Genomic DNA, 20,745 nt, shown 5'->3' with positions numbered 1-20,745 from the left:
AGTATGTACTGTCGTGCAGCACCCCGCAACGACCCGCTCTCGACCGAGGGCGAAGACAGGATTCGCACCATGACCCACCCGGCGGCCCCGGAAGCCCTGGTGGTGATGGCGCGCGACGTGTTCGACCGGCAGTTCGACGAGCGGCACCTGGTGCGGCTGCGGCGGTCGGCCCGGGTGCCGGAGCCTGTCCTGTGCGAGAACCTCGACGATCCCGCGTTCGCGTCCCGGCTGGCCGGGGTCGAGGTGCTGCTGACGGGGTGGGGGGCGCCGCGGCTCGACGCGGCCCGGCTCGACCGGATGCCGCGCCTGCGGGCGATGCTGCACTGCGCCGGCTCGGTGCGTCCGCAGGTGAGCGACGAGTTCTGGGCACGCGGCATCCGTGCCACGTCCGCCGCCGAGGCGAACGCGGTGCCCGTGGCCGAGTTCACCCTGGCCGCGATCATCTTCGCCGGGAAGAAGGCGCCCTTCCTCGCCGCCGACCCGTCGAGCCGGGGTGCGGACGAGTTCCCCACGAGCCGATTCGGCGAGCTCACGAACCTCGGCCGCACGATCGGCGTCGTCGGCTTCAGCCGGGTGGGCCGGCGGGTGGTGCAGCTCGTGCAGCAGCTGGAGGGGGTGACCTGTCTCGTGGCCGACCCTTTCGCCGACCCGGGCGCGATCGTCGCCGCCGGCGGAGTCCCGTCGTCCCTGGCCGACCTGCTGCCGCGGGTCGACGTGCTCTCGCTGCACGCGCCGGCCCTGCCGAGCACGCGGCACCTCATCGGAGCGCCGGAACTCGCCGAGTTGCGCACCCACGCGACCGTGATCAACACCGCGCGCGGGAGCCTCATCGAGGCAGCGGCGCTCGAGCGCGAGTGCGCATCCGGCCGTCTGAACGCGATCCTCGATGTGACCGACCCCGAGCCCTTGCCGGCCGACAGTCGGCTCCGCCGGCTGCCGAACGTCATGGTGACGCCTCACCTCGCCGGCTCGCTCGGCTCGGAGTTGCACCGCATGACGGATGCCGCGCTCGACGAACTGGAGCGGTACGTGGCCGGCGAGCCGTTTCTCGACGAGGTCACGGCCGACGCCCTTCGCCTCAGCGCCTGAGGGCGCTGCGTTTCACGACCCGGTCGCTGACCGGAAAGGAGATCCGACGTGGCCATGTTCGCCGACGACCCGGTGCGGCCCGAGAACTACCGCCGGTTCGCGCGGGAGGTGCCCCAGTGGTTCACCGACGCGAAGCTCGGCGTGTTCATCCATTGGGGGCCGTACTCGGTGCCCGCGTGGGCGGAGCCGGTGGGCGAGCTGGGCACGATCACGAGCGGGTGGTATGCCCACAACCCCTACGCCGAGTGGTATTTCAACACCATCCGCATCCCCGGCAGCCCGGCGGCCTCGCATCATCGGCGGGTCTACGGCGACGCGCCCTACGACGACTTCCTCGACCGGTGGCAGCCGCACGACTTCGTGCCGGACGAGCTGCTCGCGCTGATCGCGAGCACGGGCGCGCGCTATCTCGTCCCCACTGCCAAGCACCACGACGGTGTCACGCTGTGGGAGGCGCCGGGCACCGCCGGCCGCAACACCGTCGCGCGCGGCCCCCGCCGGGATCTCATCGGAGAGCTCGAGCACGCGGCACGCGCCGCCGGATTGCGCTTCGGCGTCTACTACTCCGGTGGCCTCGACTGGCACGTCGCCCCGCTCGAACCGATCACCGAGGACAGCAACGGATTCCGCCGGCCCGTCGACGCCGGGTATGCCGAGTACGCCTATCGCCAGGTCGCCGACCTCGTCGACCGGTACCGGCCTGACCTCCTCTGGGGCGACATCGAATGGCCCGACGCCGGCAAGCCGCCCGGCCCGTTCAGCCTCGAGCGACTGTTCGAGCGGTTCTACGCCGCCGCGCCGGAGGGCGTCGTGAACGACCGCTGGGGCGAGACGCACTGGGACTTCCGCACCAGCGAGTATCAACAGGGCCTCAACGTCGAGGGCGGCGCGGCCTGGGAGAACTGCCGGGGCATCGGCTACTCCTTCGGCCACAACACGCTCGAGAACGAGTCGCACACGCTGAGCGGTCCGGATGCCCTGAAGACCTTCGTCGACATCGTCTCCCGCGGCGGCAATCTGCTTCTGAACATCGGCCTCACCGCTGCCGGGGCGGTACCCGAGCTGCAGCGGCGCACCCTCGAGCACCTGGCCCGGTGGAACGCCGTCAACGGGGACGCCGTGTTCGGGGCGCGGCCGCTGGGCGGTGAGGTCGCGCATCCGTCGGACGAGCCGTGGGTGCGCTGGACGCGCAGTGTCGAGGGCGGGCGGGAGGTCGCGAACGCCTTCGTCGACGCGGTCGGGGCCGTTCGCCTCGCCGGGGTCTCGGCTGCGGTCGATCACGCGAGCGCGCGATACGCCGACGGAACGCCGGTCTCGGTGGCCCGCGACGGGGACGTGCTGACGCTCGAGGTCGCCTCGCCGCCCGTCGTGGGGCCCACACTCGTTCGTTTCGACCTGCGCTGAGAGCGGTCGGCCCAGCCGCGGCCGGGCGGCAGAACGAAAGAAACCCCCGCCATGTAGAAGCTAGGCGAGGGTTTCCGTGGCTCCGACCGGCATCGATCCGGTGACCTTTCGATTTTCAGTCGAACGCTCTACCAACTGAGCTACAGAGCCGAAGCGGCCGTGCTGCAAGGACTGCAGTGTGCCGCCTCTAGCGAAAAGCCCTTCCGATGTGGAAGGGCTTCACGCCTGGCGACCCTGACGGGACTTGAACCCGCGACCTCCGCCGTGACAGGGCGGCACGCTAACCAACTGCGCTACAGGGCCTTATGTGTTGTTCCTATTGTAGTGTTGCCGACCCCCGCTTCGTGACCACGTGGAGCGTGACCCCAACGGGATTCGAACCCGTGCTACCGCCGTGAAAGGGCGGCGTCCTAGGCCGCTAAACGATGGGGCCGCGGCGACAACTCATCGAGTATGCCACATCCCATGCACAGCCGCCAATCGGTGACGAGTTATCCACATCAGAAGGAATGTCCGTGCATTCTCGCCGCTCGCGCGTTAGATTCGCCGGAAGCACTGTGACAGATGTGACAGATGCGACGACAGGCCAGGGGAGCATGAGCAACACCGACAACACCGGCGGGCGCTGGGGCGGCATCCGCTTCCGGCGCATTCGCGCTGTGGCGACGACGATGGTCGTGACGGCGCTCCTCGTGGTGTCCGGCGGTGCCTTGGCCGGCCCGGCCTTCGCCGACGAGTACCCCACCTGGGACGACGTGAAGAACGCCCAGGCCGACGAGGCGGCGAAGAACGAGGAGGTCACCCGCATCCAGGGCCTCATCGAGTCGATGAACGCCCAGGTCGCCGAGGCGCAGGCGGTCGCCACCCAGCGCGGTACCGAATACCAGGCGGCACAGGAGAAGTACGACACGGCCGAGTTCGTGGCCGCCCAGCTCGAGGCGCAGGCCGCTGACGCCTCCAGCCGGGCGGATGCGTCGAACAAGCAGGCCGGTCAGCTCGCCGCCCAACTCGCCCGCACCGGCGGCAACGATCTCAGCTTCAACCTCTTCGTCGGCGGCGACCAGGCGTCGAGCGATCTGCTCTACCAGCTGAGCGCCATGTCGAAGCTCACCGAGCAGACGGCGCAGATCTACGCGCAGGCCGAGCAAGACCGCAACACCGCCACCGCGCTCACCGCGCAGGCCACCGTCGCGCGCGACGAACTGCGTGGGCTCGCCGACGAGGCGCAGCGCCTGCGCGACGAGGCGGTGGCCGCGCAGCAGGCCGCCGAAGCCGCGCTGCAGGAGCAAGAAGACCACCAGGTCGAGCTCCAGGCCCAGTTGCAGGTGCTGCAGGAGAACCGGGCCGCCACCGAGGCCGACTTCCAGAAGGGCGTCGAGGCGCGCGCCGCTGCCGCCCGCGCCGCCGCAGCGGCCGGCCTGCCGACGCTCCCTTTCGTGGCCGCGAGCGGCTGGGCCAGCCCCTTCCCCGGCTCGTACTCCTCCGACGAGTACGGCATGCGCGTCAACCCGGTCGACGGCGGGTACCGCCTGCACTCGGGCATCGACCTCGTCTACAGTGGCGGCACCTGCGGGGCCTACGTCTACGCGGCCGCCGAGGGAATCGTGAACTTCGCCGGCTGGAACGGCGGCTACGGCAACTTCATCCAGATCGACCATGGTGGGGGCATCGCCACCGCCTACGGTCACAACACCCAGCTGCTCGTCGGCGTCGGCGACTACGTGTCGGTGGGTCAGCCCATCTCGCTGGCCGGCACCACGGGCAACTCCACCGGGTGCCACCTGCACTTCGAGGTGCGGCAGAACGGCACCGCCATCAACCCGCGCCCCTTCATGGCGGCGCAGGGCATCGAGTTCGGATAGGCGAGAGATGAGCATCGACACCCCACCCGCCCGCGCACCGCGACGGTCGGTGTCGAGGCTGCTCGCGGCCCTGACGCTCGCCGCGGGGCTGCTGGCCGTCGACGTGCTGCGCGGCAGCGAGTCCGCCGCGGCGGCCGACTACCCGTCGTGGGACGACGTGCTCGCGGCGCGCGGCAGCGAGGAGGCGAAGAACGCCGAGGTGGCGAACATCCGCTCACTCATCGACACCGCGCAGCGCGAGGTCGAGGCGGCGCAGTTGCTCGCACGCCAGAAGGCCGACGAATACTCCGCCGCCCAAGACGCCTACGACACGGCGGTGTACCGTGCCGACGAGCTGGCGGCGCAAGCCGCCGAGGCCACCGTGCGGGCCGACGAGTCGAACACCCGGGCGGGCCGGCTCATCTCGCAGTTCACGCGAGCGGGCGGGGCGGATGTCGCGGTGACGCTGTTCCTCTCGGGCGACGACTCCGACGACTTGCTCTACCAGCTCGGCGCCATGAGCAAGCTCTCCGAAAAGACCGGGCAGCTCTACGAGCAGGCGGCGCAGGACCGCAACACCGCCACCTCGCTCACCCGGCAGGCCGAGGTGGCCGAGGGCGAGCTCGAGGCGCTGAAGGTGGCGGCGGAGCAGGCGTTCGAGGCCGCCGTCGAGGCGCAGGCCGCAGCCGAAGCACTGCTGGCCGAGCACGAAGCACAGAAGGTGGTGCTCGACGCACAGCTCGAGGCCCTGCAGGCGGCGACCGCGAAGACGGTGGCCGAGTACGAGAAGGGCGTCGAGGAGCGGCGCAAGGCCGAGGAGGCCGCGCGGGCTGCCGCCGCGGCCGCAGCGGCCGCCGCAGCGGCGGCAGCCGGAGACGGCGGTGGGCCCCCGCCGTCGGCGAGCGGGTGGGGCGCGCCGCTGTCGGCCTGGCGGGTCACCGACGAATGGGGCATGCGCTACCACCCCATCGGCGGCGACTACCGCCTGCACGCCGGCATCGACCTCGTTCAGGCCGGCGGCGGCACCTGCGGAGCCCCTGTGTTCGCTGCGGCGGCCGGGACGGTCATCCAGTCGGGCTACAACGGCGGGCTCGGCTACTCGGTCACCATCAGCCACGGCGGCGGGGTCACCACGGTGTACGGCCACAACAGCTCGCTGAACGTCGGCCGCGGCCAAGACGTCGGCGGCGGCGAGCTCATCGCCCGCGCCGGCACCACGGGCTCGTCGACGGGCTGCCACGTGCACTTCGAGACCCGCGTGGGCGGCACCTCCCAGAACCCCCGCAACTTCGTGAATTTCTAACCCGCGCCATCCCCCGAACAACGCGGGTGCGAGGGCGCACGCAACAGGCCCCACTCGACGACCCAGGGTGAGGGTGTGGAACCGCGCTGGGGGTCGGGGGATTTCCACCTCCGCCTAAGGGTTGAGCGGAGCTCAAAGGCGGCGGAGGCGAAAATCCCCCGACCCCCAGCGCTCCTTGGCGGGGTGGGCGACGGCGGGCCGCGCCATTCCCCGAGCAACGTAGGTCGCGAGGGCGCACGCAACAGGCCCCACTCGACGACCCAAGGTGAGGGTGTGGCCGAGGGGTGCGACCGCAGGCCGCGCCCCTCGACCGCGCCCTCACATGTCGCGTCGCGCCGGGCAGGGACCGGCGCGACCCGGGCAGCCCGAGCGAAGCCCGGGCCGCCCGGCAGCTAGCACAGCCGCCCGGCAGCCAGCACAGCTAGTGCTTGCCCTCGTCCTGGAGCTTCTTGAAGCCGGCCTGCACGATCGCCTCGGCCTCGGCGGCGTCGCCCCAGCCCTCGATGTTCACGAACTTGCCCGGCTCGAGGTCTTTGTAGCGGGCGAAGAAGTGCTCGATCTCCTTGCGGGTCTGCTCCGGAACATCCGTGATGTCCTGGATGTGCGCCCAGCGCGGGTCTTTGAAGGGCACGACGACGACCTTGGCGTCGGAGCCGGCCTCGTCGCTCATGTTGAGCACGCCGACCGGGCGCACCTTGACGCCGACGCCCGGGAAAGTCGGGTACTCGAGCAGCACGAGCGCGTCGACGGGGTCGCCGTCCAGGCCCAGCGTGTTCTCGAAGAAGCCGTAGTCGGTGGGGTACACGAAGCTCGTGAACAGCACACGGTCGAGGTAGACCCGACCGGTCTCGTGGTCGACTTCGTACTTGTTGCGGCTTCCCTTGGGGATCTCGACGACGACATCGTACGCGGCCATGTGTGGTGCTCCTTCGTGTCCGGCGGTGGCGGTACGCCGCACGAGACGGCGCCGCGAAACTGCAATAACGTTACTGGATGCACATGGACGGCCGCCGCCCGCGCCTGACGCCCGCCATCGCCGACATCCGCCGCGCCGTGCGCGACGCCCTCCAGCCACTCCTGCCGCCGCCCGAACGACGGAGTTCCGGCGCCGATGACGGGAACGACGGTGCCACGGTCCGACGTTCGGGCGAGACTCCGTCGTTGCGCGACGAGCGGCCGGCGCCCGAGGTGCTCGTGGCGCTGAGCGGGGGGCCCGACTCGCTCGCGCTCGCGGCGGCGACGGCGTTCGAGGCGCCGCGGGCGGGCATCCGGGCCGGCGCGATCGTCGTCGACCACGCCCTGCAGGAGGGGTCGGCTGCGGTGGCCGATCGGGCAGCCGGCCAGGCGCGCGCGCTCGGCCTCGACCCCGTGCTCGTGACCCGGGTGCAGGTGCCCGCAGGCCCGGCATCGCGCACCGGTGGCATCGAGGCCGCGGCTCGATCAGCACGCTACGCCGCGATCGACGACGCCCTGCGCTCGACGGGCGCCCGCGCCGTGCTGCTCGGCCACACCCTCGACGACCAGGCCGAGACCGTGCTGCTCGGGCTCGCCCGCGGTGCCGGCGCCGCGAGCCTGGCGGGCATGGCCGTGATCACCGAACCGGATGCGCCCGACCCGCACCACGGCGGGTCTCGGCCTGGCGGCGGGGTGACGCCCGGCACACGCATCCGCCCGCTGCTCGGCATCCGTCGCGCCCAGACGGTGGCGTTCTGTGCCGACTCCGGGCTCGAGCCCTGGCTCGACCCGCACAACGACAGCCCCGACTTCACGCGCGTGCGGGTGCGGCGGAGCGTGCTCCCGGTGCTCGAGCGCGAGCTCGGCCCGGGCGTCGCCGAGGCGCTCGCCCGCACGGCCGAGCAGCTGCGCGAAGACGACGAGACCCTGCACGACATGGCGATCGAGACCATCGAAGACCTCGTCGAGCCCGCCGAAGCCGGCATCGCGATCTCGGCCGGCGCCCTCGCCGCGAACCCGCCGGCCCTCCGCAACCGCATCGTCCGCTACGTGGTCGACAGCGAGTTCGGCGTGTCGCTGAGCCGTGCGCAGACCCTTGCGGTGGCCGCCCTGGTGACCGATTGGCACGGTCAGAGAGGCGTCGACCTGCCAGGGATTAGAGTGGTGCGGCAAGGCTCACTCGTGGTGTTCACGCGGGTCTGACGGGAAGGGTCGAATGGACATCCAGGACATCGAGTCCGACATCACCGAGGTGCTGCTCACCGAGGAGCAGATCGCGGAGACGATCGCAGAACTCGCCCGCCGCATCGAGGCCGACTACACCGACGAGGACGACCTGCTCATCGTGGGCGTGCTCCGCGGTGCCGTGATGGTGATGGCCGATCTGGCGCGCGCCCTGCGCATCCACCTCACCATGGACTGGATGGCCGTGTCGTCGTACGGCGCGAGCACGCAGTCCAGCGGCGTGGTGCGCATCCTGAAAGACCTCGACACCGACATCGCGGGCCGCAAGGTGCTGATCGTCGAGGACATCATCGACTCCGGGCTCACGCTCTCCTGGCTGCTGTCGAACCTCCGCACGCGAGGTGCGGAGTCGGTCGAGATCTGCGCGCTGCTGCGCAAGCCCGAGGCGGTCAAGGTCGAGCTCGACGTGAAGTACGTGGGCGTCGACATCCCGAACGCATTCGTGGTGGGATACGGGCTCGACTACGCCGAGAAGTACCGCAACCTGCGCTCCATCGGCGTGCTCTCCCCGCACGTCTATTCCTAGGGCGCGTTCTCGTTACGCCCACGGGGAACATGGAGGCGCCGTCCAGCGCCCGGCAGGTACTGTTGCAGCACGACTAAAGCACCCGTGTCGACCACTCGGCACCGAAGCGATGAAGAGACATGAACGCGAAACGCATCTTCCGATCTCCCATTCCGTACATCCTCCTGGGTGCCATCGCGCTGTGGATCGGTTTCAGCCTGCTGACGGGCGGCGGGTTCCAGCAGGTCACGACGCAGCAGGGGCTCGGTTTCCTCTCGAGCGGCAAGGTCTCCGAGGCCACCATCATCGACGGTGAGCAGCGGGTCGACCTCACGCTCACGAACCCCGACGACAAGTACGGCTCGAAGGTGCAGTTCTACTACGTCACGCCGCGTGGCCCCGAGGTCGTGCAGGCGGTGACGGATGCGAATCCGGCCGACGGCTACAACGACCAGGTTCCGCAGCCCAACTGGCTGCTGTCGGCGCTCGGCCTGTTGCTGCCGATCATCCTGATCGGCGCCTTCTTCTGGTTCATGCTCTCGGGCATGCAGGGCGGCGGCAACCGGGTGATGCAGTTCGGCAAGTCGAAGGCGAAGCTCGTCACGAAGGAGACCCCGAAGGTCACCTTCGACGACGTCGCGGGTGCCGAAGAGGCACTCGAGGAGCTCGAGGAGATCAAGGACTTCCTGAAGGAGCCGGCCAAGTTCCTCGCCGTCGGCGCTCGCATCCCGAAGGGTGTGCTGCTGTACGGCCCTCCCGGCACCGGCAAGACGCTGCTGGCCCGCGCCGTCGCGGGTGAGGCGGGCGTTCCGTTCTACTCCATCTCGGGCTCCGACTTCGTCGAGATGTTCGTGGGTGTGGGCGCGAGCCGCGTGCGCGACCTGTTCCAGCAGGCGAAGGAGAACTCGCCGGCCATCATCTTCATCGACGAGATCGACGCCGTCGGCCGTCACCGCGGCGCCGGCATGGGCGGCGGGCACGACGAGCGCGAGCAGACCCTCAACCAGCTGCTGGTCGAGATGGACGGCTTCGACGTGAAGACGAACGTCATCCTCATCGCCGCCACCAACCGCCCCGACATCCTCGACCCCGCGCTCCTGCGCCCGGGCCGCTTCGACCGCCAGATCGGCGTCGACCAGCCCGACCTCAACGGGCGCCGCAAGATCCTCGAGGTGCACGGCAAGGGCAAGCCGCTCGCCGCCGGCGTCGACCTCGACGTCGTGGCGCGCAAGACCCCCGGGTTCACGGGGGCCGACCTGGCGAACGTGCTGAACGAGGCGGCGCTGCTCACCGCGCGCAGCAACGCGCAGCTCATCGACAACCGGGCGCTCGACGAGGCGATCGACCGTGTCATCGCCGGCCCGCAGCGGCGCACCCGCGTGATGCGCGACCAGGAGAAGCTCGTCACCGCCTACCACGAGGGCGGTCACGCCCTGGTCGCCGCGTCGATGAACTACACCGACCCGGTCACGAAGGTCACGATCCTCCCGCGCGGTCGCGCGCTCGGCTACACGATGGTGCTGCCGCTCGAAGACCGCTACTCGGTGAGCCGCAACGAGCTGCTCGACCAGCTGGCCTACGCCATGGGCGGCCGCGTCGCGGAGGAGGTCGTATTCCACGACCCGACCACCGGCGCGTCGAACGACATCGAGAAGGCGACCGGCACGGCCAAGAAGATGGTGACCGAGTACGGCATGACCGCCTCGCTCGGCGCCGTCAAGCTCGGCTCCGCCTCGGGCGAGATGTTCCTCGGCCGCAACATGGGCCACGAGCGCGACTACTCCGAGTCGCTCGCCCAGCAGGTCGACGCCGAGGTGCGCGGTCTCATCGAGGCGGCGCACGACGAGGCCTGGCAGGTGCTGAACGACAACCGCGACATCCTCGACAAGCTGGCCGCCGCGCTGCTCGAGAAGGAGACGCTCGACCACGACGAGCTCGCGGTGATCTTCGAGGGCGTGAAGAAGCTGCCGCTGCGGCCGCAGTGGCTCTCGAGCGAGCACCGGCCGGTGTCGGAGCTGCCGCCCGTGGCGTTCCCGACGCACAAGGCGCCGATCGACGGCGCGTCGGTCGACGGCGGCGTCGGTTCCGACCCAGAACCCGAGGTCAAGCCGAAGCGCACGCCGCGCATCAACCCCCGCCCCGCCACCGCGTAGGCCCGGAGACCGGCCTAGTGGCTTCCGTCGACCGAGAGCGAATCGCGGCCGCGGTCAGCGAGATCCTCGCGTCCATCGGTGAAGACCCGGGGCGCGAGGGCCTCCGCGACAGCCCGCGGCGCGTCGCCGAGCTCTACGCCGAGCTGTTCGGAGCCGTCGGGGACGACCCGGCGGCTGCCCTCGGCTCGGCGTTCAGTGCGCCCGACGGGCCGGATGCGGGAGACCAGCCGGTGCTGATCCGCGACATCACCTTCCGCTCGGTGTGCGAGCACCACCTGCTGCCCTTCGAGGGCGTGGTGCACGTGGCGTACCTGCCGAACGAGCGGATCGCGGGTCTCGGCTCCGTGGTGGCCGTCGTCGAGTCGGCGGCCTCCCGGCCGCAGCTGCAGGAGCGGCTCACCGACGACATCGCCGAGGCGGTCGAGCGGGGCCTCGACGCTCGCGGGGTGCTGGTCGTCGTGGATGCGAAGCACGGCTGCGTGAGCGCCCGCGGCCCGCGGCAGACCCGCAGCACCACTCTCACGCTGGCCGCGCGCGGCAGCCTGGCCGAGCCGGCGGCACGCGCGGAGATCGTGGCGCTGATCGGCGGCTCGCAAGCCGCGACGACGGCCGAGGGGAGCGCCGCCCGGTGACGCAGATTCTCGGCGTGCTGAACGTCACGCCCGACTCCTTCAGCGACGGCGGGCGGTGGCTCGACCGCGCCGCCGCGGTGCGGCACGCGGAGGGGATGGTGGCGCGCGGTGCCGATCTCATCGACGTGGGTGGCGAATCCACCCGGCCGGGCGCGCCGCGCGTCGCGATCTCCGAGGAGCAGCGCCGGGTGCTGCCCGTGGTGCGGGAACTCGTCGATCGGGGCATCCGGGTCAGTATCGACACCATGAACGCCGACACGGCGGCCGCTGCGGTGGCCGCCGGCGCCGAGATCGTGAACGACGTGTCGGGCGGCCGGGCCGATCCCGAGATGGACGACGTGGTGCGCGAGACCGGCACGCGCTTCGTGGTGATGCACTGGCGCGGGCACAGCGAGTCGATGAACGAGCTCGCCCGCTACCGCGACGTGGTGGGCGAGGTGGTGCGCGAGATCGAGTACCGCGTGGCCGAGCTCATCGTCAAAGGCGTTTCGCCCGAGCGGCTGATCGTCGACCCGGGCCTCGGGTTCGCCAAGAACGGCGACCACAACTGGCGCCTGCTCGCCCACCTCGACCGCCTGCAGCGGCTCGGTCTGCCGGTGCTGATCGGCGCCTCCCGCAAGCGGTTCATCGGCGAGCTGCTGCCCGCGGGCGCGCAGGTGGGGGAGCGCGACTTCGCCTCCGCCGTGATCGCCGCCCTCGCGGCGCACGAAGGGGTGTGGGGCGTGCGGGTGCACGACGTGTCGGGCACGCGCGCGGCGCTCGACGTGGCAGCGGCGTGGGCGGGAGGGCGGACGCGATGACCGACGAACTCGACTCCCTGACCATCACCGGCCTCGAGGTGTTCGCCCACCACGGCGTGTTCGACTTCGAACGCGCCGAGGGGCAGCGCTTCGTGCTCGACGTCACGCTCTGGCTCGACGCCGCGCCCGCGGCCGCGGCCGACGACCTGGCGCAGACGGTGCACTACGGCGAGCTCGCGGTCGCCATCCACGCCGCAGCCGCGGCCGATCCGGTCGACCTGATCGAGACGCTCGCCGAGCGCGTCGCCGGCGTGGTGCTCGCCCACGAGCCGGTGCGTCGCGTGCGGGTCACCGTGCACAAGCCGGACGCCCCCATCCCTCTGCCCTTCGCCGACGTCAGCGTCAGCATCACGAGATCGAGAACGGTGCCCACCGCATGAACGCCCGCCCCATCGACAGCGTCGAGCGACGGATCATCCGGCTGCCGGCCGTGCTCGCTCTCGGCAGCAACCTCGGCGATCGGGAGGCAACCATCCTCGGCGCCCTCGACGACCTCCGGGCGACCGACGGCATCGAGGTCGTGGCGGTCTCCCGCCTCTATGAGACAACCGCCGTGCGGCCGACGGGGGTGGATGCCGATGCCCCCGCCTACCTCAACGCCGTCGCCCTCATCCGCACGAGCCTCCACCCCGAGGAGCTGCTCGGCGTGGTGAACCAGATCGAGCACGAGCACGGCCGGGTGCGCACCGAGCGCTGGGGCGACCGCACGCTCGACGTCGACATCGTCAGCTTCGCCTCCGTGGTGCGCAACACCGAGCGCCTGACCCTGCCCCACCCGCGGGCCGCGGAGCGCGACTTCGTGCTCGTGCCGTGGCTCGAGGTCGACCCGGATGCGGTGCTGCCCGGTCGTGGCCGGGTCGACGAGCTGGTGCGCGGCGTGCAGCAGACCACGTTGCGACCGTACGTGGGGGAGTCGCGGTGAGGCACACGCATCCGTTGACCGCGGTGATCTTCGGGTCCGTCGGCATCGCCGCCGGGTTCGTGCTGGAGGTCGCTCTCGCGGCGATGGGTCAGCCGGTGCTCATCCCGCCGTACACGCTCGCGATCACGCTGGTGGCCGCGGCGGTGATCGTCGTGGTGCTCGCCATCCCCATCCGCCGCGCCATCCGCGGCACCTCGACGACGAAGATCAACCCCTTCCGGGCCATGCGCGTCGTGGTGCTGGCGAAGGCGTCGGCGCTCGTCGGCAGCCTCATCGCGGGTTTCGGCATCGGGGTGGTCGCCTTTCTCCTCACCCGCCCGGTGGTGGCCGATGTAGGCTCGTTGTGGCCCGGGATCATCGCCGCGCTGGCCGGAGCCGTGCTCCTCACGGCCGGGCTCGTGGCCGAGCGGCTGTGCACCCTGCCGCCCGACGAACCCGACGCGAAGTGAGTCCCTTTGTCCAGCCCTGACGAGCAGATCGCGCCGGTGAGCACGCCCGGCCGCCGTCTCGTGGTCGAGGGGGAGTGGCGCGGCGTCAGTCCGAAGTACCTCGGCGTCGAGATCGTGTCGAGCATCATCGGAGCGCTCGTGCTGTGCGCGATCGCCGTCGTGTTCGTCGTGGTCGGCGCCTGGTTCGGCTGGTGGGCGCTCGGGGTGGCGGTGGTGATCGGCGTCGTGATGCTGGTGCTGGCGCCGCGGCGGGTGCGCGCGATCGGCTACCAGCTGCGCGCCGACGACCTCGTGTTCAAACGCGGCATCATGTTCCACCGCGTCGTCTCGGTGCCCTACGGGCGCATGCAGCTCATCGACATCAACCGCGGTCCGGTGGCCCGCGCGCTGGGCTTGGCCGAACTGAAGTTCGTGACCGCGGCGGCCTCGACCGGGGTCTCCATCCCGGGACTCGTCGACGAGGAGGCCGACGCGCTCCGCGACCAATTGGTGGGCCTCGCCGAATCCCGCCGCGTCGGGCTGTGAGCGCCGCCGACGGCCCGGGCGAGCCCGCGGCCGAGCCCGCCGCCACCGGTCCCGAACTCACCGCCGGCCCCGAACTCCCCGCCGGGCCGGTTGTCCTCACCGACGGCGAATGGCACCGTCTGCACCCGGCCACGCCGTTGCTGCGAGGCGGGATCGTGCTCGTCGCCATCCTGGGCTTCGTGCTCGCGAACTTCCGCGAACGCCTGATCGACTGGGTCTTCGGCGCTCCGGATCTTCCCGGAGACCCCCTGCAGACGGCCTACGAGCGGGGCCAGCTGGGCTGGGCGATCGTGATCGTCGTCGTGGGTCTCGTGGTGGGCATCGTCGTCTTCTACGCGTCGTGGCGCATGCACACCTTCCGGGTGGGCGACGACGTGGTGGAGGTGCGCAGCGGCATCCTGTTCCGCACCCACCGGCGCGCGCGGCTCGACCGCATCCAGGGTATCGCCATCAGCCGCCCGATCTTCGCCCGGCTGTTCGGCGCCGCGAAGCTCGACATCAGCGTGGCGGGTCAGGATGCGAAGGTGCAGCTGGCGTACCTGCGCGGCTCCGAGGCCGACCGGCTCCGCAACGACGTGCTCGTGCTCGCGTCGGGTGCGCGGGCGGCGGCGGCTCCCGCATCCGCTTACCCCGCGGCAGCAGCGGCCGCTGCGACTGCTGCGACTGCTGCGACCGCAGCGGTCGCCGGTGCGGATGCCCCCGCCGCCGTCGCGGGTGCCGCACCGCAAGGGGCTGCCGCTCGCGTGGTGAACCAGCGGGTACGCGAGCTGCTGGCCCCCGAGCTCGACCCGTCGGTGGCGCCCCCGGAATCGGTGGTGAAGATCCCGCCGCTGCGGCTCATCCTCTCGCTCCTCCTCAGCGGCTTCACGGTGCTGCTCGTGCTGGTCGCCGCCCTCGTCGTGGTGATGTCGCTCTTCGGCCGGCGCGAGTTCTTCATCTTCCTCGTCATCCCCGGCGTGCTGGCCGCGGCCGGGTACTACGTCAACCGCTTCACGAAGTCGTTGCGCTACAGCATCGCGGGCACCCCCGACGGCGTGCGCATCGGTTTCGGTCTGCTCTCCACCAGCAACGACACCCTCCCGCCCGGCCGCATCCACGCCATCGAGGTCAGTCAGCCGCTGTTGTGGCGGCCGGCGAAGTGGTGGATGATCCGCATCAACCGCGCAGGCGCCGCCGGGCAGAGCGCCGCGCAGACCAGCACGCTCATGCTCCCGGTCGGAACCGTCGACGACGTGAGCCGCGTGCTCGGGCTGCTCCTCCCCGGCCTGGCCGGAGAGGAGACCCGTCAGCTCGTGCTCGCGGGGCTCACCGCCCGCTCGGGCGCGGGCTTCACCGATGCACCCCGGCGCGCTTGGGTGCTGCGGCCGCTCTCGTGGAAGCGCACGGGGTACGCCGAGAGCGGCGACGCGATCCTGCTGCGGTCGGGTTTCGTGTGGCGGCACCTCACGGTGGTGCCGCTCGCGCGGGTGCAGAGCCTGCGCGTCTCCCAGGGGCCGGTGCAGCGGATGCTCGACCTCGTCGAACTCACCGTGCACACCGTCGCGGGTCCGGTGCGGGCCACGCTCGGCGCCGCCGACCGCGCGGGCGGAACGGCGACCTTCGGGCGCTGGTCCGCCGACGTCGTGCGGGCCGGCGCCGAGGACCACTCGCACCGCTGGGCGGAAGGGCGGGCCTCGTGAGGCCCGACGAGCGCACCGGGCGGCTCGGCGTCGGGATCATCGGCGCAGGCCGCGTGGGGCCGGTGCTCGGCGCGGCTCTGGCGGGAGCCGGCCACGCCATCGTGGGCGTGGCAGCGATCTCCGAGGAGAGCCGGGAACGCGCCGACGCGTTGCTGCCCGGAGCGCCGATCCTGCCCATCCCCGAACTCGTCGAACGCAGCGAGCTCGTGGTGCTCGCGGTTCCCTCGGGCGAGCTCGAGTCGCTCATCGCGGGCCTCGCCGAAACCGGCACCTGGCAGATGGGTCAGCTCGTGCTGCACACCGCCCCGGAATTCGGTGTCGACGTGTTCGCGCCCGCTCGCGCGGCCGGGGTCATCCCGCTCGCCGTGCATCCGGCGATGGCGTTCACCGGCACGAGCGTCGACATCGCCCGGCTGGCCGGAACCTACTTCGCGGTCACCGCGCCCACGCCCGTGCTGCCGATCGGTCAGGCGCTCGTGGTCGAGATGGGCGGGGAGCCGGTCGTGGTGGCGGAGACCGACCGGCCCGCCTATGCCGAGGCGATCGAGACCGCCACCACGTTCTCCACGGCCATCGTCGACCAGGCCGCCGGCATCCTCGCCGGCATCGGCGTGGAGCTCCCTGGTCGCGTGCTCGCGCCGCTCGTGCGGTCGGCCGTCGAGAACGCGCTGGCGCGCTCGGGTGGCACGGGCGGCGTGGTTCCCGAGTAGCATCGATCTGCGGTCGCGCCCTTTGGCGACTCGCGCACGTGCAACTGAAGGAGTACCGGTGGCTGACGCCGAGACGCAAGCCCTCGCCACCGAGACCCCCGTGGTCGTGACGACGATCGCCGGGGTGCGCGAGCAGATCGAGCGGGCGCGGGCTGCTGCATCCTCCCGGTCGCACGGAACGGATGCGCGCGTGCCGGTCGCGCTCGTGCCCACGATGGGTGCACTGCACGACGGCCACCTGGCACTGGTCGACCGGGCCGCCGAGATCGCCGACGTCGTCGTGGTGTCGATCTTCGTGAACCCGCTGCAGTTCAACGACCCGGCCGACCTCGAGCGCTACCCCCGCGACCTCGAGGGCGACCTCGCCACTCTCGCCGGGCACGGCGTCGACATCGTGTTCGCCCCGCTCGTCGACGAGCTCTACCCGCACGGCGATTCGCAGACCCGCGTCACGGCGGGCCGAGTCGGCACGATGTTCGAGGGCCGCAGCCGCCCCGGGCACTTCGACGGCGTGCTGACCGTGGTCGCGAAGCTGATCAATTCGGTCGGGCCGCAGCGCATCCTGTTCGGGCAGAAGGACGCCCAGCAGGTGTTCCTGGTGTCGCAGATGATCGCCGACCTCGACATGCCGCTCGCGGTCGAGGTGGTCGAGACGGTGCGCGACGCCGACGAGCTGGCGCTCTCCAGCCGCAATCGTTTCCTCGACGCGCGGGAGCGCCGGGCAGCGCTGACGCTGCCGCACATGCTCGAGGCGGCGCAATCGGCGGCGGATCGGGGCATCGACGCGGTGATCGCGGCGGCGCAGTCGGCCGCGATGGGCGAACCGCTGGTCGAGGTCGACTACCTCGCGATCGTGCATCCGGAGACCTTCCTCCCGGTCGACGACGACTACCGCGGCCCGGCACGCGCCATCGTGGCGGCCCGCGTCGGCGCCACCCGCCTCATCGACAACGCGCCGCTCTACCTCCCCTGACGGCGCCGCCGCCCGGCGGCAGGCCGGGGCATCGGGGCGACGCAGTAAACTACAGGTCGATCGCAAGGAGACCGCCCCCGCATGACCGACGCATCCGCGCCCACGCCCGCTCCGGCAGAACCCACCGAGGAGGAGGTCTTCGAGCAGAAGGCCGTGCGCCTGGGCAAGCGCGACAAGCTCAACGAGTCGGGCGCCGAGGCGTACCCGGTGTCGGTGCCGGTCACCACCACCATTCCCGCCGTGCGCGCGAAGTGGGGGCACCTCGAGGCCGACGAGGTCTCGGGCGAGGTCGTCGGCGTCGCGGGCCGCGTCGTGTTCCTCCGCAACACCGGCAAGCTCTGCTTCGTGACGCTGCAGTCGGGTGACGGCACGCGCATCCAAGGCATGATCTCGCTCGCCGCCGTGGGCCTCGACTCGCTCGCCGAGTTCAAGGAGCTCGTCGACCTGGGCGACCACCTCTACCTCCGCGGCGAGGTCATCTCCTCGCGCCGCGGGGAGCTGAGCGTGATGGCCACCGAGTGGAAGATCGCCTCGAAGGCGGTGCTCCCCCTCCCCAACGTCTACTCCGAGCTGTCGGAGGAGACCCGGATGCGCAGCCGCTACCTCGATCTCATCGTGCGCCCCGCGGCGCGGGAGATGGTGCGCACCCGTGCGGCCACCATGGCGTCGCTCCGCCGCACCTTCACCGAGCGCGACTTCCTCGAGGTCGAGACGCCGATGCTGCAGACGATGCACGGCGGTGCGGCCGCCCGGCCCTTCGTCACCCACTCCAACGCCTTCGACACCGAGTTGTACCTCCGCATCGCGCCCGAGCTCTTCCTCAAGCGGGCGGTCGTCGGCGGCATCGACCGGGTGTTCGAGATCAATCGCAACTTCCGCAACGAGGGCGCCGACTCCACGCACAGCCCCGAATTCGCGATGCTCGAGGCCTACGAGGCCTACGGCGACTACACCTCCATCGCCGAACTGACGCAGTCGCTCATCCAGAACGCCGCGCTCGCCGTAGCGGGCTCGCACGTCGTGACCTGGGCCGACGGCACCGAGTACGACCTCGGCGGCGAGTGGGATCGCATCAGCATGTACGAGTCGCTGGCCGCCGCATCCGGCCTGCCGATCACGCCGGCCACGCCCGTCGAGGAGCTGCAGGCGCTCGCCGACCGGGAGGGCGTGCAAGTGCACCTGCCCAATCACGGCAAGCTCGTCGAGGAGCTCTGGGAGCACTTCGTGAAGGGCTCGCTCGTGCGCCCCACCTTCGTGCTCGACTTCCCGGTCGAGACGAGCCCACTCGTGCGCGCGCACCGCAGCATCCCGGGCGTGGTGGAGAAGTGGGACCTCTACGTGCGCGGCTTCGAACTCGCCACCGGCTACTCGGAGCTCGTCGACCCCGTCATCCAGCGCGAGCGCTTCGTGGAGCAGGCCGCGCTGGCCGCGCGCGGCGACGACGAGGCGATGCGGCTCGACGAAGACTTCCTGCGGGCCCTCGAGTTCGGCATGCCCCCCTCGGGCGGCATGGGCATGGGCATCGACCGGTTGCTGATGGCGCTCACCGGGCTCGGCATCCGCGAGACCATCCTGTTCCCGTTGGTCAAGTGAGCGGATGATGGTGGCATGAGCTTCTTCGGCAAGAAGGACGACGATCCCTACCAGCCCGGCAAGACCGAGCGGGAGAACGCGGAGCGCGCCCGGCGTGCGGCCGCGGGAGGCGGCGAAGGCGACGGCGGTGACGGCGAGAAGAAGCCGGAGCGACCCTCGAACACGCGCATCGCGATCTGGGTGATCGTCGGTGCGATCGGCCTCTACCTCGTCGGTTCAGGCCTGTGGGGCGCCCTCACGCACTGATGACGTATCGTTGAAGCGATGGATGACTTCTGGCCCGCCGTGTACGCACTGGCCCCGACCGTTCTGATCGGGCTCGTGTTCTGGTTCATCATGCGTGCGCTCATCCGTTCCGACAAGTCCGAGCGCAAGGCGCTGGCGAAGATCGAGGCCGAAGAGCGGGCGAAGCTCGGCCTGCCGGTCGAGAAGGTCAGCGCCGAGTAGTCCCAGCCGATACGGTATCCCTGAGACCTACACGACGGGGAGGCTGCGGTGACGGGTGCGGATGTCGCGGGATTCATCGCGCTGGCATTGCTCCTCATCGACCTCACCATCCGTGTGGTGTCGGTGATCGTGGTGCCGCGCAACCGCCGGCCCTCGACGGGCATCGCGTGGCTCATGGCCATCTTCGTGCTGCCGTACGTGGGCTTTCTGCTCTTCCTCCTGATCGGCTCGTACAAGCTGCCGAAGTCGCGGCGTGACAAGCAGTACGCCATCAACGAGTTCATCATCGAGACCACCGAGGGTATCGAGCAGGTCAGCGACGACGACCCGTGGCCGCCGTGGTTCAAGAACGTGGTCGAACTGAACCGCACGCTCGGCGCGATGCCGCTCGTCGGCGGCAACGACGCCACCCTCCTCGGCGACTACGACGAGTCGATCCGGCGCATGACCGCCGACATCGAGCAGGCCCAGCGCTACGTGCACGCCGAGTTCTACATCCTGTCCTACGACCGCACCACGAAGCCGTTCTTCGAGGCGCTCGCCGGGGCGGTGAAGCGCGGGGTGACGGTTCGGGTGCTGCTCGACCACATCGCATCCGTGCGCGCCCCCGGGCACCGCACGACCGTGAAGATGCTCAATCAGATGGGCGTCAAATGGCACTTCATGCTGCCGGTGCAGCCCCTCAAGGGCAAGTGGCAGCGGCCCGACCTGCGCAATCACCGCAAGATCCTCGTGGTCGACGGCGACGTGGCGTACATGGGCTCGCAGAACGTGGTCGACCGCAGCTACAACAAGAAGGGCAACCTCAAGCGCGGCCTGAAGTGGCAGGACCTGATGACCCGGCTCGAGGGGCCGATCGTCGCGGGCATCAACGCCATCTTCATCACCGACTGGTACAGCGAGTCGAACGAACTGCTGCTGCGCGAGACCCGGCCGATCACCGAGGACATGATCGACGAGCAGGTGGATGCGCTCGACATGCAGGTGGTGCCCTCCGGCCCCGGGTTCGAGGGTGAGAACAACCTGCGCCTGTTCCTGGCGCTGCTCTACAACGCGCAGGAGCGCATCATCATCACGAGCCCCTACTTCGTGCCGGACGACGCGATGATGTACGCCATCACCACCGCCACCCAGCGCGGGGTCGAGGTGCAGCTGTTCGTGTCGGAGATCGGCGACCAGGCGCTGGTCTACCACGCCCAGCGCTCCTACTACGAGCTGCTGCTGCGGGCCGGTGTGCGCATCTACATGTACCAGGCCCCGTACATCCTGCACTCGAAGCACTTCACGATCGACGACGAGGTGGCCGTGATCGGGTCGTCGAACATGGACATGCGCTCGTTCAGCCTCAACATGGAGGTCTCGCTGATGGTGCGCGGGCGCTCCTTCGTGGAATCGATGCGGGCGGTCGAAGACGGCTACCGGGCGGTGAGCCGGGAGCTGACCCTCGACGAATGGCACAAGCAGCCGCTGCGCTCGACCATCCTCGACAACCTGGCCCGCCTCACCTCCGCCATCCAGTAG

General features: G+C 70.6%; 21 protein-coding genes and 3 tRNA genes. 20 read left to right on the top strand and 4 right to left on the bottom strand.

The window, feature by feature from the left end; all coding sequences use genetic code 11:
• The first annotated feature begins 69 nt into the window (after nt 1–69).
• Both AC3WLB_RS06080 and AC3WLB_RS06075 read left to right on the top strand, forming a co-directional pair.
• Nucleotides 70–1,089: a hydroxyacid dehydrogenase gene (locus AC3WLB_RS06080; protein ID WP_492504184.1), complete on the top strand. Its 1,020-nt coding sequence runs from the start codon at nt 70–72 to the stop codon at nt 1,087–1,089.
• A gap of 54 nt (nt 1,090–1,143) precedes the next feature.
• Entirely contained in the window at nt 1,144–2,493 is a 1,350-nt protein-coding gene (locus AC3WLB_RS06075) for an alpha-L-fucosidase (RefSeq protein ID WP_492504675.1), read from the top strand.
• A 77-nt stretch (nt 2,494–2,570) separates the two neighbouring features.
• Here the strand turns inward: AC3WLB_RS06075 and AC3WLB_RS06070 are convergent.
• From AC3WLB_RS06070 to AC3WLB_RS06060, 3 genes are all read right to left on the bottom strand, one after another.
• Nucleotides 2,571–2,643, bottom strand: a tRNA-Phe gene (locus tag AC3WLB_RS06070).
• A gap of 76 nt (nt 2,644–2,719) precedes the next feature.
• Nucleotides 2,720–2,796 (bottom strand) — tRNA-Asp (locus AC3WLB_RS06065).
• A 57-nt stretch (nt 2,797–2,853) separates the two neighbouring features.
• A tRNA-Glu gene (locus AC3WLB_RS06060) sits at nt 2,854–2,926 on the bottom strand.
• A 163-nt stretch (nt 2,927–3,089) separates the two neighbouring features.
• Here AC3WLB_RS06060 and AC3WLB_RS06055 point away from each other — a divergent pair.
• Nucleotides 3,090–4,355, top strand: coding sequence for a M23 family metallopeptidase (locus tag AC3WLB_RS06055; RefSeq protein WP_022894907.1), 1,266 nt, complete (start codon nt 3,090–3,092; stop codon nt 4,353–4,355).
• Nucleotides 4,356–4,362: 7 nt separating this feature from the next.
• The gene (locus AC3WLB_RS06050; protein WP_492504181.1) at nt 4,363–5,637 is read left to right on the top strand and encodes a M23 family metallopeptidase; all 1,275 of its coding nucleotides are present in this window, start codon (nt 4,363–4,365) and stop codon (nt 5,635–5,637) included.
• Between the two features lie 421 nt (nt 5,638–6,058).
• On the opposite strand, the gene AC3WLB_RS06045 is transcribed toward AC3WLB_RS06050, so the two are convergent.
• Entirely contained in the window at nt 6,059–6,553 is a 495-nt protein-coding gene (locus AC3WLB_RS06045; protein WP_492504179.1) for an inorganic diphosphatase, read from the bottom strand.
• Nucleotides 6,554–6,636: 83 nt separating this feature from the next.
• On the opposite strand from AC3WLB_RS06045, the gene tilS reads away from it, so the two are divergent.
• The 16 genes from tilS to cls all read left to right on the top strand — a co-directional run bounded on the left by tilS (nt 6,637) and on the right by cls (nt 20,745).
• A complete protein-coding gene (gene tilS, locus AC3WLB_RS06040; RefSeq protein ID WP_492504673.1) occupies nt 6,637–7,794 on the top strand; it encodes a tRNA lysidine(34) synthetase TilS in 1,158 nt (385 codons plus the stop codon).
• A 13-nt stretch (nt 7,795–7,807) separates the two neighbouring features.
• On the top strand, nt 7,808–8,362 hold the full coding sequence (gene hpt / locus AC3WLB_RS06035) for a hypoxanthine phosphoribosyltransferase (RefSeq protein WP_492504177.1): 555 nt from the start codon (nt 7,808–7,810) through the stop codon (nt 8,360–8,362).
• 119 nt (nt 8,363–8,481) lie between these two features.
• Nucleotides 8,482–10,494, top strand: a complete 2,013-nt coding sequence (gene ftsH, locus AC3WLB_RS06030; RefSeq protein WP_492504175.1) for an ATP-dependent zinc metalloprotease FtsH — start codon at nt 8,482–8,484, stop codon at nt 10,492–10,494.
• A 17-nt stretch (nt 10,495–10,511) separates the two neighbouring features.
• Nucleotides 10,512–11,126 (top strand): GTP cyclohydrolase I, encoded by a 615-nt coding sequence (gene folE, locus AC3WLB_RS06025; protein WP_492504173.1) that lies wholly within the window; start codon nt 10,512–10,514, stop codon nt 11,124–11,126.
• A complete protein-coding gene (folP, locus tag AC3WLB_RS06020; RefSeq protein ID WP_022896482.1) occupies nt 11,123–11,926 on the top strand; it encodes a dihydropteroate synthase in 804 nt (267 codons plus the stop codon). Before folE ends, folP begins: the two co-directional genes overlap by 4 nt.
• Nucleotides 11,923–12,306 (top strand): dihydroneopterin aldolase, encoded by a 384-nt coding sequence (gene folB, locus AC3WLB_RS06015; protein WP_492504171.1) that lies wholly within the window; start codon nt 11,923–11,925, stop codon nt 12,304–12,306. Before folP ends, folB begins: the two co-directional genes overlap by 4 nt.
• On the top strand, nt 12,303–12,848 hold the full coding sequence (gene folK / locus AC3WLB_RS06010) for a 2-amino-4-hydroxy-6-hydroxymethyldihydropteridine diphosphokinase (protein WP_492504169.1): 546 nt from the start codon (nt 12,303–12,305) through the stop codon (nt 12,846–12,848). The genes folB and folK overlap by 4 nt, the downstream gene beginning before the upstream one ends.
• Nucleotides 12,845–13,297 (top strand): DUF3180 domain-containing protein, encoded by a 453-nt coding sequence (locus tag AC3WLB_RS06005; RefSeq protein WP_492504167.1) that lies wholly within the window; start codon nt 12,845–12,847, stop codon nt 13,295–13,297. Before folK ends, AC3WLB_RS06005 begins: the two co-directional genes overlap by 4 nt.
• Before the next feature lie 60 nt (nt 13,298–13,357).
• Nucleotides 13,358–13,822 (top strand): PH domain-containing protein, encoded by a 465-nt coding sequence (locus tag AC3WLB_RS06000; protein ID WP_492504671.1) that lies wholly within the window; start codon nt 13,358–13,360, stop codon nt 13,820–13,822.
• The gene (locus tag AC3WLB_RS05995) at nt 13,819–15,501 is read left to right on the top strand and encodes a PH domain-containing protein (RefSeq protein ID WP_492504165.1); all 1,683 of its coding nucleotides are present in this window, start codon (nt 13,819–13,821) and stop codon (nt 15,499–15,501) included. The genes AC3WLB_RS06000 and AC3WLB_RS05995 overlap by 4 nt, the downstream gene beginning before the upstream one ends.
• On the top strand, nt 15,498–16,211 hold the full coding sequence (locus tag AC3WLB_RS05990) for a Rossmann-like and DUF2520 domain-containing protein (protein WP_492504163.1): 714 nt from the start codon (nt 15,498–15,500) through the stop codon (nt 16,209–16,211). The genes AC3WLB_RS05995 and AC3WLB_RS05990 overlap by 4 nt, the downstream gene beginning before the upstream one ends.
• Before the next feature lie 58 nt (nt 16,212–16,269).
• Entirely contained in the window at nt 16,270–17,184 is a 915-nt protein-coding gene (panC, locus tag AC3WLB_RS05985) for a pantoate--beta-alanine ligase (protein WP_492504161.1), read from the top strand.
• A gap of 81 nt (nt 17,185–17,265) precedes the next feature.
• On the top strand, nt 17,266–18,777 hold the full coding sequence (lysS, locus tag AC3WLB_RS05980) for a lysine--tRNA ligase (RefSeq protein ID WP_022897424.1): 1,512 nt from the start codon (nt 17,266–17,268) through the stop codon (nt 18,775–18,777).
• A gap of 15 nt (nt 18,778–18,792) precedes the next feature.
• Nucleotides 18,793–19,023: a hypothetical protein gene (locus tag AC3WLB_RS05975; protein ID WP_492504159.1), complete on the top strand. Its 231-nt coding sequence runs from the start codon at nt 18,793–18,795 to the stop codon at nt 19,021–19,023.
• An 18-nt stretch (nt 19,024–19,041) separates the two neighbouring features.
• Nucleotides 19,042–19,224 (top strand): hypothetical protein, encoded by a 183-nt coding sequence (locus AC3WLB_RS05970; RefSeq protein WP_022897426.1) that lies wholly within the window; start codon nt 19,042–19,044, stop codon nt 19,222–19,224.
• 48 nt (nt 19,225–19,272) lie between these two features.
• The gene (gene cls, locus AC3WLB_RS05965) at nt 19,273–20,745 is read left to right on the top strand and encodes a cardiolipin synthase (protein ID WP_492504157.1); all 1,473 of its coding nucleotides are present in this window, start codon (nt 19,273–19,275) and stop codon (nt 20,743–20,745) included.

The organism is Herbiconiux sp. FW305-C-125 (assembly GCF_058783455.1).
Note: the sequence above shows the minus strand (reverse complement) of the source record. Positions and strands in the feature narration are given on the sequence as shown.

Coding starts and splice junctions, on each gene's coding strand:
- AC3WLB_RS06080 (WP_492504184.1), top strand. CDS start 70: ATGACCCACCCGGCGGCCCCGGAAGCCCTGGTGGTGATGGCGCGCGAC.
- AC3WLB_RS06075 (WP_492504675.1), top strand. CDS start 1,144: ATGTTCGCCGACGACCCGGTGCGGCCCGAGAACTACCGCCGGTTCGCG.
- AC3WLB_RS06055 (WP_022894907.1), top strand. CDS start 3,090: ATGAGCAACACCGACAACACCGGCGGGCGCTGGGGCGGCATCCGCTTC.
- AC3WLB_RS06050 (WP_492504181.1), top strand. CDS start 4,363: ATGAGCATCGACACCCCACCCGCCCGCGCACCGCGACGGTCGGTGTCG.
- AC3WLB_RS06045 (WP_492504179.1), bottom strand. CDS start 6,553: ATGGCCGCGTACGATGTCGTCGTCGAGATCCCCAAGGGAAGCCGCAAC.
- tilS (WP_492504673.1), top strand. CDS start 6,637: ATGGACGGCCGCCGCCCGCGCCTGACGCCCGCCATCGCCGACATCCGC.
- hpt (WP_492504177.1), top strand. CDS start 7,808: ATGGACATCCAGGACATCGAGTCCGACATCACCGAGGTGCTGCTCACC.
- ftsH (WP_492504175.1), top strand. CDS start 8,482: ATGAACGCGAAACGCATCTTCCGATCTCCCATTCCGTACATCCTCCTG.
- folB (WP_492504171.1), top strand. CDS start 11,923: ATGACCGACGAACTCGACTCCCTGACCATCACCGGCCTCGAGGTGTTC.
- folK (WP_492504169.1), top strand. CDS start 12,303: ATGAACGCCCGCCCCATCGACAGCGTCGAGCGACGGATCATCCGGCTG.
- lysS (WP_022897424.1), top strand. CDS start 17,266: ATGACCGACGCATCCGCGCCCACGCCCGCTCCGGCAGAACCCACCGAG.
- AC3WLB_RS05975 (WP_492504159.1), top strand. CDS start 18,793: ATGAGCTTCTTCGGCAAGAAGGACGACGATCCCTACCAGCCCGGCAAG.
- AC3WLB_RS05970 (WP_022897426.1), top strand. CDS start 19,042: ATGGATGACTTCTGGCCCGCCGTGTACGCACTGGCCCCGACCGTTCTG.